General features: G+C 39.9%; 11 protein-coding genes and 1 riboswitch. Of the genes, 2 read left to right on the forward strand and 9 right to left on the reverse strand.

The window, feature by feature from the left end:
* Positions 1-389: 389 nt before the first annotated feature.
* A complete protein-coding gene (locus MKZ02_RS19025; protein ID WP_120036591.1) occupies positions 390-1,619 on the forward strand; it encodes a Zn-dependent hydrolase in 1,230 nt (409 codons plus the stop codon).
* 331 nt (positions 1,620-1,950) lie between these two features.
* Entirely contained in the window at positions 1,951-3,123 is a 1,173-nt protein-coding gene (locus tag MKZ02_RS19030; RefSeq protein ID WP_340855337.1) for an MFS transporter, read from the forward strand.
* Positions 3,124-3,160: 37 nt separating this feature from the next.
* On the opposite strand, the gene MKZ02_RS19035 is transcribed toward MKZ02_RS19030, so the two are convergent.
* From MKZ02_RS19035 to MKZ02_RS19075, 9 genes are all read right to left on the reverse strand, one after another.
* Positions 3,161-4,867 carry a HAMP domain-containing methyl-accepting chemotaxis protein gene (locus tag MKZ02_RS19035; protein WP_340855340.1) on the reverse strand — a complete coding sequence of 569 codons (1,707 nt, stop codon included), beginning with the start codon at positions 4,865-4,867 and terminating at the stop codon, positions 3,161-3,163.
* 109 nt (positions 4,868-4,976) lie between these two features.
* Positions 4,977-5,064, reverse strand: a riboswitch (cyclic di-GMP riboswitch).
* A 336-nt stretch (positions 5,065-5,400) separates the two neighbouring features.
* The gene (locus MKZ02_RS19040; protein ID WP_120036588.1) at positions 5,401-5,670 is read right to left on the reverse strand and encodes a hypothetical protein; all 270 of its coding nucleotides are present in this window, start codon (positions 5,668-5,670) and stop codon (positions 5,401-5,403) included.
* A gap of 276 nt (positions 5,671-5,946) precedes the next feature.
* Positions 5,947-7,206 (reverse strand): ethanolamine utilization protein EutH, encoded by a 1,260-nt coding sequence (eutH, locus tag MKZ02_RS19045; protein WP_120036587.1) that lies wholly within the window; start codon positions 7,204-7,206, stop codon positions 5,947-5,949.
* A gap of 440 nt (positions 7,207-7,646) precedes the next feature.
* Positions 7,647-8,306 (reverse strand): DUF1266 domain-containing protein, encoded by a 660-nt coding sequence (locus tag MKZ02_RS19050; RefSeq protein ID WP_340855344.1) that lies wholly within the window; start codon positions 8,304-8,306, stop codon positions 7,647-7,649.
* A 16-nt stretch (positions 8,307-8,322) separates the two neighbouring features.
* Positions 8,323-9,816 (reverse strand): tetratricopeptide repeat protein, encoded by a 1,494-nt coding sequence (locus MKZ02_RS19055; protein WP_120036585.1) that lies wholly within the window; start codon positions 9,814-9,816, stop codon positions 8,323-8,325.
* Positions 9,816-11,516 (reverse strand): molecular chaperone HscC, encoded by a 1,701-nt coding sequence (locus MKZ02_RS19060; protein WP_340855348.1) that lies wholly within the window; start codon positions 11,514-11,516, stop codon positions 9,816-9,818. Before MKZ02_RS19060 ends, MKZ02_RS19055 begins: the two co-directional genes overlap by 1 nt.
* A 254-nt stretch (positions 11,517-11,770) precedes the next feature.
* Positions 11,771-12,412: a FusB/FusC family EF-G-binding protein gene (locus MKZ02_RS19065; protein WP_120036583.1), complete on the reverse strand. Its 642-nt coding sequence runs from the start codon at positions 12,410-12,412 to the stop codon at positions 11,771-11,773.
* A 140-nt stretch (positions 12,413-12,552) separates the two neighbouring features.
* Entirely contained in the window at positions 12,553-12,816 is a 264-nt protein-coding gene (locus tag MKZ02_RS19070; protein WP_120036582.1) for a CD3324 family protein, read from the reverse strand.
* A 263-nt stretch (positions 12,817-13,079) separates the two neighbouring features.
* A complete protein-coding gene (locus MKZ02_RS19075; RefSeq protein WP_340855351.1) occupies positions 13,080-13,325 on the reverse strand; it encodes an SDR family oxidoreductase in 246 nt (81 codons plus the stop codon).
* Positions 13,326-13,349: the final 24 nt, after the last annotated feature.

A 13,349-nucleotide genomic window follows, 5' to 3' on the forward strand; every position in this document is an offset into this window, starting at 1 on the left:
ACTATCGCATGAAGTCTACTGTCAGCAGCCCTCTCCTCACTGGTAAAAAAGATAAATATTCTTTTTCTCCTAAAAAAACGGCTACATCTCTCACCTCTCTTTTTTCTAAATTAAGTGCAGCAATTGTAAATGTTATGCTTGTTTTTCTTTTACTTAGACCTTGTTAGCTAAAAACGTTGCTGTTCGTTCCTTAAGCGTCTACGGGATTCTGCGCGGCTTTTAATCCCAGTTAACTCTATAACAATCAACATGGCCCTTTAACAAAGATTTCGTTAAATTGTCTAAAAAGAAGGAATATTTAGTATTTAATAGAATAATTAAATCAATATTAGAATCATTTATTTACTGATATCATTTTCGAGACAAATATAACCAGAGAGGTGAGCAATGTGTATAAACAAAAGATAGCGGTTAATGGAAAACGCTTAAAAGAAACACTTGAACATTTTGCGGATTTCGGCCGCACAAAAAACAATGGAGTAACCCGTCTGTCTCTATCTGAAGAAGACCGCTTAGCCAGGGATTATTTTCGTTCCTGCTGTGAAGAATTAAATATGACTGTCCAGATTGATGATATGGGCAACATGTATGCTACTTTAGAAGGCATCGAAAACAAACCGCCAATCGTTGTTGGTTCACATATGGATACCGTAAAAAAAGGCGGCCGCTTTGATGGGATTCTCGGGGTTGCTGCCGGCTTAGAAGTTGCCCGAACTTTAGTAGAGAATAATATAAAGCCACAAGTCCCTCTTACTATAGTAAACTTTACCAATGAAGAAGGAGCTCGCTTCGAGCCTTCTATGATGTCCTCAGGGGTTCTTTCAGGAAAATTTGAAAAAGCTGTAATGATGAAAAAGACAGACACAGAGGGTATGACTTTTGAGGAAGCCCTCCATTCTATTGGTTATGCAGGCGATAGAAAATACCGATTAACAGAAGCCACGGCTTTTTTGGAATTACACATTGAACAAGGGCCGATTCTTGAAAGAGAATCATTAACAATTGGTGTCGTTGAGTGTGTGGTTGGAATGGTATGTTATGAAATCGAAGTAACAGGAGAATCTAATCATGCTGGAACCACCCCTATGAACATGCGGAAAGACGCTCTCTTTACGGCCAATGACCTTATAGCGAACGCTCGCAAAAAACTTAGCTCTCTTGATAAAGAACTTGTATTCACCATAGGAAGAATGAATATAACCCCTAATATACACACAGTCATCCCAGACAAAGTTGTTTTTTCTTTGGAAGCTAGACATAAAGATCCCACCGTTATTAAGCAGGTGGAAGCCATTATTCGAGATTTAACCCAGTTGCCTTCAGAACAAGATTGCACCGTTAAAGCTGAAAAATTGTGGGGGCGAGATACCGTTTGGTTTGACGAGAGTATCTGTCATGCGCTCGAACAATCTGCAAGATCTCTTGGCTATCCATTTAAACGAATGGTAAGCGGCGCCGGCCATGATGCGCAATTTATTGCCAGCTATATCCCTTCAGCCATGATTTTCGTTCCAAGCATCAAGGGGAAAAGTCATTCTGAGGATGAGTTAACTACGTGGGAAGATTGTGAAAAAGGTGTCAATGTACTGCTCGAAACTATTTTGACATTAAAGTCTTAATTAGCATAATCACTTTCAAAAAGCAGAGTCACGAATCGTGACTCTGCTTTTTTCTTAATTATTTATTTCCCGGGAAGCAAAGGATTACATCTGTTTCAGCCTTATTCGCAAAGGATATTCTCTATAATGATGCTGTTATTGAAAAGGAAAGGCTCATTCTTTGCCTCCATCATCGTATAGACATTTTCAATATGCAACTATATAATTACCTAAGTAATTATCATCAATATACTCGTGCTTTTCATATATGTATAGTTATTCCTGCTGTTCCGTACCTGGAGAGCGCTCTTACATATGAAATAATTTCTGCTGAAGAAAGGTGTCATGCGGGTTGAATAAAAAATTAATTGTATACGTCGTAGCTTTTGCTGCTTTTTTCGGTCCTTTTACACAAACCATCTATGCACCACTCATACCGGAAGTACAGCAACAGTTTCATACCTCTGAATTTGTAATCAATTTAACTATTTCTATTTTTACTCTCGTACTAGCTCTTATGCAAATTGTTTATGGGCCTCTTGCAGACAAGCTGGGGAGACGAAGGATTATGTTGCCGGGAATTTTAATTTACATAGCTGCATCGATTGGAGCGGCTCTTTCCCCTTCTATTCCATCTCTTATCTTCTTTCGCGCTGTTCAGGCAGCCGGTATTGCAGTCGGCTCTGTCGTAGCTACTACTGTAATTGGGGATTTATTTACCGGGAAACAACTGGGAAGATCAATGGGGACTTTCCAAATGATGGTATCTCTTGGTCCCGTTGTAGGCCCAGTAATTGGGGGAATTGTTGGTGAGGTCTCTGGATTTCACGGGGTTTTTTGGGTACTTGCTGCTACTGGAGTTATCATGTGGCTATTGACATATAAGTTCTTACCCGAAACAAAGATAGCGGGAGAAGAAAGTGGGAGAATTTCTCCCCGAGACTTTTATTTTATTTTAAAACACCCGATCGGTTCTGTCGTTATTCTTCTAGGGTTTGTTCAGTACTTTACATTTTATAACTTTTTGGTGTTTATGCCTCACCTGCTTTCTGACTTTTATCAATTATCCGCAAGCGAAAAAGGACTTATTTTTCTTCCTATGTCGCTAGGTGTTGTTATCGGCAGCTTTGCAGGCAGTCGTTTGCAGGAGCACTTTAATACAAAAAAGTTTCTTATTTTCAGCTCTTCATTAAATGTTGCAGCTACAATCCTCTTTGTCATCATAGCTGCCGTCTCGCTGCCGCTATTGGTTGGTAGCATTACTTTATTCGGTCTTTGTCTAGGGCTTTCTCTCCCTGTTCAAACCACCTTACTAAGCCTCGCTTTTCTCCATAATCGGGCGACAGCGATTGGGACATATAATTTTTTTCGCTACCTCGGCATGGCAGCTGGTCCCATGATTGGTGCAGTATTTTATAAAATGGGGAACCGAGTGGAATTTCTTTTTGCTGCCTTCCTTTTTGCATCTGTTGTTTTATTTGCTACAAGGCAATTTGCTCGCGCAAAACAAAATGTATCGGCTTAAATCATCTCTATGCCCTCCTCAAGGAGGGCATATTCTTTTAAACAGTAAATTTACACACTAAGCCATTAAGGTCCTCAGCCAGTTTTGACAACTTTACGGCATTTTCAGCAATCTCTTCCATTGAGCTGCTCGTTTGCTGAATCGAGGCAGAAGTTTGTTCAACTCCAGCTGCCGATTCTTCAGAAACCGACGCAATATTTTCAATCGATCTGTTCATCTGTTCACTGCCCGTTACTATTTGGTTCAAATTTTTGGAAACAAATTGGACTCTCTCTGTCATTTCAGAAATAGAAGCATCAATTTTTTCAAACATTGCTCCTGTTGTCTGAATTTGACCCATCCCCTTCCCAACTTCTATGTAACCAGCTTCCAAGGAATGAGCAACCTCAGATGACTCTTGTTGAACATCTGAAACAATAGCTGTAATGTCTTTTACAGAGTGAGAGACTTGGACGGCTAATTTGCGTACCTCAGCTGCAACAACAGCAAACCCTTTTCCATGTTCACCTGCCCTTGCTGCTTCAATCGCAGCATTTAACGCCAATAAATTCGTTTGTTCAGCAATGGCCTGAATGACTGCTACTAATGATGAAATTTCTTGTGATTGACGATCAAGTCCTCTTACTCTTTCAACAGAAGCCTGCATAATTTTGTCAATCTCTCTCATCTGATTGACAGAGGAACTCATTAAGCGTTTTCCCTCAGTAGTTAATTCTGAAACAGCTTTTGAGGCTATATAAATGTGTTCGCCGCTGCTATTTGCTTCTTGAACCCTTTCAATATAGCTGGCCATGACCTCTGAAAGGTCATTTACCTCATGGGCTTGGGATTCGGCTCCCGCCGAAAGTTGTTGCATAGTAGCTGCTGCCTGCTGGCTGCCCGCTTTCACTTCACTAGCCGCCTCGGTCAGCTCTCCACTTTGACTGGTTACTATTTCAGATGTAACGGTAATTTTCTGGATTATATCCTGTAAGCTCTCGAGCATTTGATTCATAGCCGAGCTGAGCTGGGCAATCTCATCTTCCCCTTCATAATTACTTTTCTTGATCTGTAGATTCCCCTCCGAAATACTGTCGGCCATCTCAACCACCCGGTTCAAGTGATGTCTCACCAGACGATTGATCATAAAAACAGCTGCCGAGCCAATGGCTGCAGATAAAATAATGGAGAAAATTAATACAGTAATCGATTCATTCAAACTATGCTTTGCTTCATTAGACGCTAACTTTCGCTGTTCATTAATCATGCTTTCCAATTCTGCCAGCTTTTCGACCGTTTCACTTCTCAAAGCCTGTGTTCTTTGTCTGGCGAGCAATGTCTCTAATTCATCTCCACTTTTGACAGCAGGTATAACTTTATCATGGAAAACCTTACTTACTTCTTTATTATTTCCTTTAATCCACGCAAAAACCTCTTCTTCTTTCTCTGTTTTAATTGCTGCCTCTAATTCTTTTTCAAGCTTAGTAAAGGCTTGTTTCCTTTCCTCAAATCCTTTGACAAACCGCTCGTCAGGGTGATTAATATAATCCGCAATTCGAATGTCTTGTTCGCTGAATAACGAAGCCATTTTTGTCATTTTGATAGCTCGGTCTCCCTTTTGCTCAAGAGCGGCAATATTCTCTTTAACATCTACCAGCTTTACGTAAACAACTATGGCAGAGAGACAGAAAAGTAGAATAACCACTCCTAAAGCCAATCCGTACTTTTTTCCAATACTTAAATTTTTTAGCAGCTTCGATACCAAGACTTCCCCCTCCTTCTGTCTTTACAAAAATAAAAGAGCTCCTTTCGTCAACGTAAATCCAAAAATAACTTTACGCGGACGGCCAGAAGAGCTCTTTGTAAAAAAACAGTTCGGCAGCCCGGCCATCATGGTACATTCCATGTTTTAGACCTGTGGCTTTGCGTCCCCGACTTTCATCGAGTTTGCCAGTATAGATAATATAGATAAATAGTCACATATCCCTTTTCTCAATCATACATAATTTTACCAATTTAAGCAATTATAACTATTTGTTCTATTCTGTCTTTTTCATAAGTAATGTGGTAGTTCCATCCACTATATAATCTAATCAAGTGAGATAGTTGCGAAAAACAGCGCCAATCAAAAACCAATTTATATAAGTACATGCATATGAGTATAAATTACTAAATCAGTTACAAAAGGAGATAAAATGAAGAGTGGATAATAAAAAAGGTTCAGCATATCATTATTAGCTGAACCTTTTCTCTCGTAATATTATTTCCTTACACAACAAAATAGTAAATGATTCCACGCTATCCACCAGATATCTCCTTCATCCGTTCTGTTACTTCCATAAACCATTCTTTCTGATTTAAATCCACTGTTAGTCTAGCTAAATCAAGAAGTTCATCCGCTGTTAAATCGTCATTCATCAGTGTCAACTGATGATAGCTGTATCTGTGTTCTCCAACTGGCTTTCCATTTCTGATCACAAACACCATCGCACCATGGTAGCTTGCTTCCAATACAAATCCAACGGCATTTCTGTTTTTGATTTTTACCCAAGCTCCTGCTTTATACAAGTTAATGCCCCCATACCCCGCCTTCCGCGAGTTTGTTTTCCCGTCTAATTCCCGCGACATGATGAGCAGCACAAACGAAAACATGATTTACACTATTATATTCAGCTGGCGCTTTCAATGACAACCTGGCTATTATATTTCATGCTTCTATTGAACAATTCATTGACAGCCTTGTTTTTAATCCCCTTATAACTGTTCCCTTGTAAAAGTTTTTCTTATACATATAAAGACAAAGAAATAGAGATGCAGTCTTTATCCTGCACCTCTATGGAATCATCAGCTAGTTGCTTCAAGTGGATCTTCAGCTGCTGTATTTTGTTGTTTCTTTGTCTTGTTCTCTAACTTCTCCAGCCGTTCAATCTCCAATGCTTTCGGGATAGAAATCCAGTAGCATAGAAGAATCGCCAAAACAGCACCAAGAAACTTACCGAGCATTACTGGGATAATAATTGTCGGCTGGAAGTTAGCTGGAAATGCCAATTGATCCCCGATCATCCATCCACCTGAAATGGCATAAGCAATCGTTAATACTTTATCTTTTGCTGGCATGTCTTTAATAATTTTAAAAAGTGCCAGAGGATTGGCTGTGGCTGCAATTACCCCTGCGCTGCCGATGCTGCTTAAACCGAGCAGCTTGCCGAAGAATTGCAGCGGCTTTGCCAAATACTTTTGAATGGCATAAACCATCGGGAAAGCTCCTGCAAGCATAATACCGATATAACCGGCAATTTCCAGTCCTCTAAATTGATCTTTTGCATCGGCAATAATTGGATCGAATCCCCAATGGCCAAATATGGCAGTAAATACGCCGGTAAAATATTCGACGATCGTACATGCCAGTACGAGTTTCATAGCTGTGCTCATAAACCACCCAATGGCCATAAAGCCTTTGATCATCAGATTAGGAAACATTCTCAAACCGACAGCAATAAATATTCCAACCGCCGTTAACGGAATAAGATTAATTAAAATTGTCCCAATAGACATGGACAATTGATAGGTCGGCTCAGCCGTCGTGCTGATTGTGTCCCTGATCTTCGTTTCTGTCAGTGCCAAAATGCTCGTTGTAATAAAAACGCTAATCGGTACAGTCAAAACGCCGGACATCATTCCAAGCGCTAAATATTTATGATCGCGCTTTTGCAACATAGCAAGTGCAACAGGGATAGTAAAAATAATATGAGGCCCCATAATAATGCCGTTAACAGTGGCAATAATCCAATTTTCACGATCACTAGCCAGCACATCAGCCAGCTGATAGCTCCCCATGTCGCTTGAAATAAGGGTAGTGGCGGCCATAGCTGGATCAGCCCCAATTGCAGAAAAGAGTGGACCAAAAGCAAATTCAATAAACTTTGATAAGTACGGAATTGATGCTAATGTAGCAGCAATCGGAATAAAAATCGGTCCAATTGTGTGAATCCCCTGAATGAACTCTTTGCCCATTCCTTCTTCTTCGTTGCGCACAGCTGCGATCGCTCCGATAATAACAAAGGCCATAATTACATAAATCACATAAGTACCGAGATGCTCCATAGACATTCTCCCTTTCAGTTGCAAAGTGGTCGTGCGGTTAAAAATTTCCACACCAGTAAAATAAATACATAAAAATGCTTTTTTAATATTTGCAATTTTTATGCCTGAATTCACAAAAAAGACAAAATTTAGTTAATTTTTGTTTCTTTTTCGCTTCTATTCCTCCCCTCATTTCTTAAATCATCAGTAAAGAAGGCGTTGTTCAACAGCAGCTGCTTCTAAAAGTTTTTAATAATAGACAAAATAGCGCTTTCATTTTTTGAGTGTTTTTTATGAATTCATGCATAAATAATTCATTTCTTCATATTTTTTGTCACTTTTGGTTACTTTTACTCTCTTTCTGTCATGATTCTTGGGAAGTTATTTCACTGTGTTCATTACAGAATAAATAGAAGGCTGCCCAACACCTTGTTTTGGGGCAGCCTTTCTTTATTTATTATTCAAATTTTCGTATCCCACTTAACCTTTTGAAAGGGACTATGCCGAGAGGAGAGCAATTTTATGATCGCAGGCTCCTGTACCATAATATACTGTGGATTCTTTAATTGAGCACTGTCCACAAATTGTACACCAATCGTATAAGCCGTAATGTATTCAAGCCAGCTTGAATACGAAGATTGAGCGAGACGTGCAGCTTTCAACATATAGTCGTAAGCTTCTTCTGAATCTAGATAACCCACTTTCCAGCCAAATCTGCTTAACACAATACAAAAGGCATAATCAAAGGCAGCTATATTTTGAGGTGACACTCTTCTAAAATATTTATTAGTAAAATCTGCTTGTTTCTTCAACTCTCCGTCATCGGGTAGTGAATGGATACCCGGCTGGCGATTGTCCTCCGAAAAAATGGTCAATTGATTTTGAAGCTGGCTAAACTCCTCTTTTCTCCCAGCATCTATTAGCCAGTCAAGCACTCTCCTCATGCTTTCATGGTCGCTGACATCCCATTGTTCCAACGTTTTTCTCATTTCCCTCTTTTTGAACCCATACCTTTGATTAATCGCGTAATAGTAAGCAAACTTTCCACTGAAACATACAGCCGTCAGTGCATACAAGTAACGATGAGTCCTTCTTTGTTGTCTTGAAATACGCAATACCATCTTTCCCCTTCTCCTCTCAATAACGGGCGGCCCGCCAGGACTTCCATAATTCTCTTACAACTCGCCATGTTGTCCAAATAAAAAACGCAAACCATGCATAGGCTCGAAAATCAAGAAAACTTAAGTCGATACTGTCTGTAAAAAGAGAGAAAAAAAACACCAAGGTAAATAATAAAGGATTTATGTATACAGCATTTTCAAGTTCTAGCCAACTATAGACCAGCAGGCCAAGAAGAAACAGAATTTTAATTTTAGGAAGGTAGAGGAAAAGGAAGGAGATGTTTTTGAGCAAACTAGGTTTATTCAGTTCTTTGCTCAGTTCCCTTGCAGAAGGGCGCTGCCTCCTCTTTTGTTCTCTTTTGTTCTCTTTTGCCATGAAGGCATGAATGCTTGCTAAATAAGAGATCGCTTCGCTGTCATAAGCTTCCTTTTTCTTTATTCGTTTAAATATATCTCTTGATTCGTTCAGCTTTCCCTGTTCGTACAAACTTTTGCCGTAGATACTAAGTGTGTCAAGATGATCTGGCAGGAAAGAAAGAATTTTTTCGCATTGTGCAGCGGCTTCTTGCAAATGCTTTGATTCATAAAGAACGTAAGCAAGCATCACCTGTGCGTCTATATCATCAGGGCTGATCTTCACCGCCCGGGCAAGTGCCTCTATGGCCTCCTTCATACGGCCCGTCCGAGAAAATAGACTTCCCTGTAAGCGGAGAAGTTCAGGATCATCCGAAAAAATCGCATAAGCCTTATCAAACCATTCCTCTGCTTTTTTTAGCTTATTTTCCATGAACTCTTCCACAGCCAATTCCCTGTAGGAAAGATACGCATCGTAATTCATCTCACCGGCTTGAAGCAAACATGTGTAAGAAAGCTTTGGATAAAAATCGGCTAGCTGTTTTTTATAATAAGAAGTAAACCAACTAGAGGTTCTTTCTTGAAAATCTTCTTCGTCTTCTGTTATTTCATGACTCCATTGGAAGCTATTATCAATAAGCTGCCAAATATTATTTGGCAAGTAGGGGTGCTCGTGTAAAAAATCTAGCAAACGGTCACTCACTTCTTCTTTAAGCTCCAGGTTCCAAATGACATCAGAATTTAATAGTTCTGTCCATTTATCTACACTTATACGGTCAGAGAAATTTTCATATAACTCTTCAGCCTTTTCAAGAAAACTCTCTACTAATTCTTCATTTCTACGAAAATGAGTTTGCGAATCTCTCCAATCGATCCATGGGGGAGTCTGCACATACACCTTCTCTTCTTCGTAGCTGTCCTCCCATTCATGTTCTTCATTCCCTAGCCATCTCTCGTCTTCCTGCACTGCTGTTCCTTGGGGACTGAATGCTATTTGTTTCTGATGCTTCACCGCCCAATCATAGGCTTCTCTTAACTTTTGGTATCCTGTTGGATCCTCTTCGGGATGATGCACTTTCAACTTTTTAGCATAGGCCTTTTTAATGACAGTCAGGTCATCCGTCGGTTCAATCCCTAGCATGTCCCATGCTGTCATCAATAATCAGTCCACCTTTCAAAGGAAGCTAATTCGGCCTTGAAAACTTGCGCCGCTTTTTTTATGTCTATTTCATTTTGTGAAGCAAGTACCTGTTCGAATCTTTCTAATAAGAAGGCAATTTTCTCTCGCTTATCTCCTAATGCTTCTTCATACAACCTTTCTCCTTTAGCCAACAGCAGCCTATTTTCGGTTCTCTCGCGAGGATGAATTTTAATCGATTTTAGCTCTTCCATTCTCGCTTCGATCTCTGCTTCGGTCAGATGTCCAGGATTCTGCTCAATCAGCATCGTCTTTTTTTCACCCGTACTGATGATCGTGACTTCGACTTCTAGTAAACCGTTCAGATCATACGTGTACCGAATATCTATTGCTTGATCACCAGCGGCAGCGGCAGGAACCTTTACTTTTAGTTCATCAAGCTTTAAGTTATTTTCTACACGGCGGCTCTCTCCCTGATAAACATCCACAAGAATTTCTGTTTGTAAATCATGCATGGTGTAAAATCGTTCTACCTTGCTGACCGGTATTGGAGTATTACGCTCAATAATAGGTTTGAAGTGACCATCCTCTATTTGCTGATGACTGATCCTTTTAGATATACTCGTTCCCAATGTGTACGGACAAACATCTGTTAAGATCAACTCTTGCAATGCTTCATTTCTTTCTTTAAGAGCCACTTGTACGGCTGCTCCCATTCCAACTGCTTCGTCCGGATGAATAGTGGAGAAAGGAAGCCGTCCGAACATCTTACTGACAATCGTCTTAATAATAGGCATTCTTGTTGCACCACCAATAAGAATCACCGCATCAATTTCATCTATGTGAAGGGAAGCGTCTCTCAACGCACGCTCAACGGGCTGCCGGAGTCTTAAAATTAACGGAGCAGCCAGCTTTTCAAATTCACTGCGGCTGACTGCAATTTCGTACTCCTTGCCGTTATATGTATAGTTCATTCTTCCTGTATGCCCCTGGCCGAGCGCACGTTTACACAACTCCGCTTGTTTAAATAAAACGGAGCGAGCATTTGCATCTAATGCATTCAGGTCTAGTTTTGTCATTTCGATAAAATAGGAGAATAGTAAACTTGTAAAATCTTCTCCTCCAAGAAAGTTATCTCCCGCGATCGATTTAACCTCCATGATGCCTTCAAAAAGCTCTAAAATAGATATGTCAAAGGTGCCGCCTCCTAAGTCAAATATAAGAAACTTTGTATCTGTCTCTTCTAAATGAAGACCATAAGCGAGAGCCGCAGCAGTTGGTTCACTAATTAACCGGTCTACTTTTAGACCGGCAAGTTCCGCAGCTTTTTTCGTAGACTTACGCTGCCTGTCGTTAAAATAAGCTGGCACACTAATAACGGCTTCAGTTACCGGCTCGCCAAGAAATGCCTCAGCATCACTTTTTAGAGACTTTAAAATAAAGGACGAGAGCTCCTCTGGAGAGAACGTGTAAGAGCCTAATGAATAAGCTTTCTCGCTACCCATGTATCTTTTAAAAATAGAAGCAGTCAAATCCGGGTGCGAAATCAGACGCTCCTTAGCAATTTGTCCAACTAGTATTTCACCGTTATCATCCACACTAACGATGGATGGAGTAAGGTGTTCTCCAAGTACATTTGGAATGATTACCGGGCCATTGTCAGACCAGTAAGCAGCGAGACTATTAGAAGTCCCCAAGTCAATGCCAATCGTTGCCATATATGTTTCCCTCTTTCCAACAGCTTTTCCACTATTAATTATACTTTACATTATTTAGTATAATTATAAAAAACAGCCTAATGAATAACAACTGATACCTGATTTATCATACGAATGGACCAGAAATATAACAAAATAGATCATTTTACCTAAAAGCTTCTTGAATCAAAAACAAAAGGCATGCTAGATCTTAGCATGCCTTAGATGATGGCCAACGGATGGATAGTTGCAAACCTTTGTCTTCCTTTTGATTATTATTGATGATTCAGCCGATCAATAAATTCTTGCAGTTTATCGAGCGTCGTTAAGTTTTGATTACACTTTTCGCTATCCCGGCAAATATAGTTGCCCCTTTTTGTGAATGTTCCTTTTTCTGCTCTCTTTACTTCAGCAATAAACATACCGGTCTCTTCATAGCCGTTGCACAATGCACAAATGCCTTTTTGATTGGCAGGAGTAAAGGTACCTTGCACCCCCGTAAGTTTTTCATTATGATAGGCTACTAAATATTTTTTGTTTGATCCTTTATCGTACCATCCAAGGTAGGAAATTTCCCTTAGATCTATGTTTTCCATGTCCGGCAACTTCAGCTTCTTTGCTTTAGGAAACAATTTTTTCAAGCTCTGTTCTGTGATTTTCTTAAAAGGAATCACATAAGGCTTGATCCCCGCTAAGAACTTCTCTGCCTGCTCTTTGTTTTCCACCCCTGTAATAGGACTGAGCAGCTGTCGCTGTTCCTCAGTGAGATCGGTAAATGCCTCAGCTATATTTTCTTCAGCCATCGCCTTTAATGCCTTTAATACTCCCTCATGTTGAGCAGCCGCATGGCCATTAACAAGGTTTTTAGCCTGTCTTTTAATTAAATTATATTGGTCATTTCTTATGAAAGCTTCCATGTTCTTCACTCCTGTTCATTCTTCTTTCTACGTTAAACGATTCATCTTTTTTTTGAAAGGCAAAGAATGACTAGGAAACAAATTTGCCATAAAAAAGCACTGATTTATCTAAAAGATAGTCAGTGCTTTCCTGAAGTGCATTATTTAGAGTAGACGATTTTCTTAATGGTTTCAACGGAAAGACAATACTCATCTGCCAATCGTTCAATCATCTCTCCATTTTGAAATGCTCGCCGAATAGCAGCATTTCGATCGTCAATAAACTTCCTTCCTCCAGAACGGGATCCCCATTTTTGATACGCCGTTTTAGGTTTTGGAATGTAAATGGTTTCCCCTTGCACATATTTTTGAATTTCAATGATTAATTGTTCTGGTAAAATAGCAGTTGCTTTTACATATTTCACTTTTGCCAGCTCCTTATTCTTTTTTAGAAATAAAATAAGGTGCAAAGCCAAAGGAAGATAGAAATACGGCAACTCACTCAGGCGATGATTTTAAAGAATCACCCCATGCAAAGTATCGCCCTTTCTAAACCCAGGCTTTGCATGAGACGCTGCAAACTTTGGCAATTTGCTCTCGATCGCCATACCATCACCTCCCTGCTATTTATTGTAAATCCTTTGTACAGTTTCATGCCAGCCTTTCATGTTCATTTACAAGAAATTTTTTAATAGGCGCTCCAGCCAGCATCTGCAGCGATCGCTACTCCGTTAATATAAGCGGATTCATTAGAGGCCAGAAATAAAGCAATATTAGCGATATCCTCTGTTGTTCCAGCTTTCGGCATTAAATTCACACCACGTGTGGCTACTTTCATGCCGAACTCATCAACGTTCGTCATGAAAGCAATCTCCTTGCCGATACCGGCTGCACTTCCAGTTATAATCGCTACTTTGTTTTCAAGCCGTCTCATAATGATCACCTTTTCTAAATTGAT

Source organism: Pseudobacillus sp. FSL P4-0506 (genome assembly GCF_038003025.1).
Lineage (GTDB): Bacteria > Bacillota > Bacilli > Bacillales > Domibacillaceae > Pseudobacillus.

Bases quoted from the DNA above. Each gene is read 5' to 3' on its own strand.
- eutH (WP_120036587.1), bottom strand. From the start codon at position 7,206: ATGGAGCATCTCGGTACTTATGTGATTTATGTAATTATGGCCTTTGTT.
- MKZ02_RS19050 (WP_340855344.1), bottom strand. From the start codon at position 8,306: ATGGTATTGCGTATTTCAAGACAACAAAGAAGGACTCATCGTTACTTG.
- MKZ02_RS19055 (WP_120036585.1), bottom strand. From the start codon at position 9,816: ATGACAGCATGGGACATGCTAGGGATTGAACCGACGGATGACCTGACT.
- MKZ02_RS19060 (WP_340855348.1), bottom strand. From the start codon at position 11,516: ATGGCAACGATTGGCATTGACTTGGGGACTTCTAATAGTCTCGCTGCT.
- MKZ02_RS19065 (WP_120036583.1), bottom strand. From the start codon at position 12,412: ATGGAAGCTTTCATAAGAAATGACCAATATAATTTAATTAAAAGACAG.
- MKZ02_RS19075 (WP_340855351.1), bottom strand. From the start codon at position 13,325: ATGAGACGGCTTGAAAACAAAGTAGCGATTATAACTGGAAGTGCAGCC.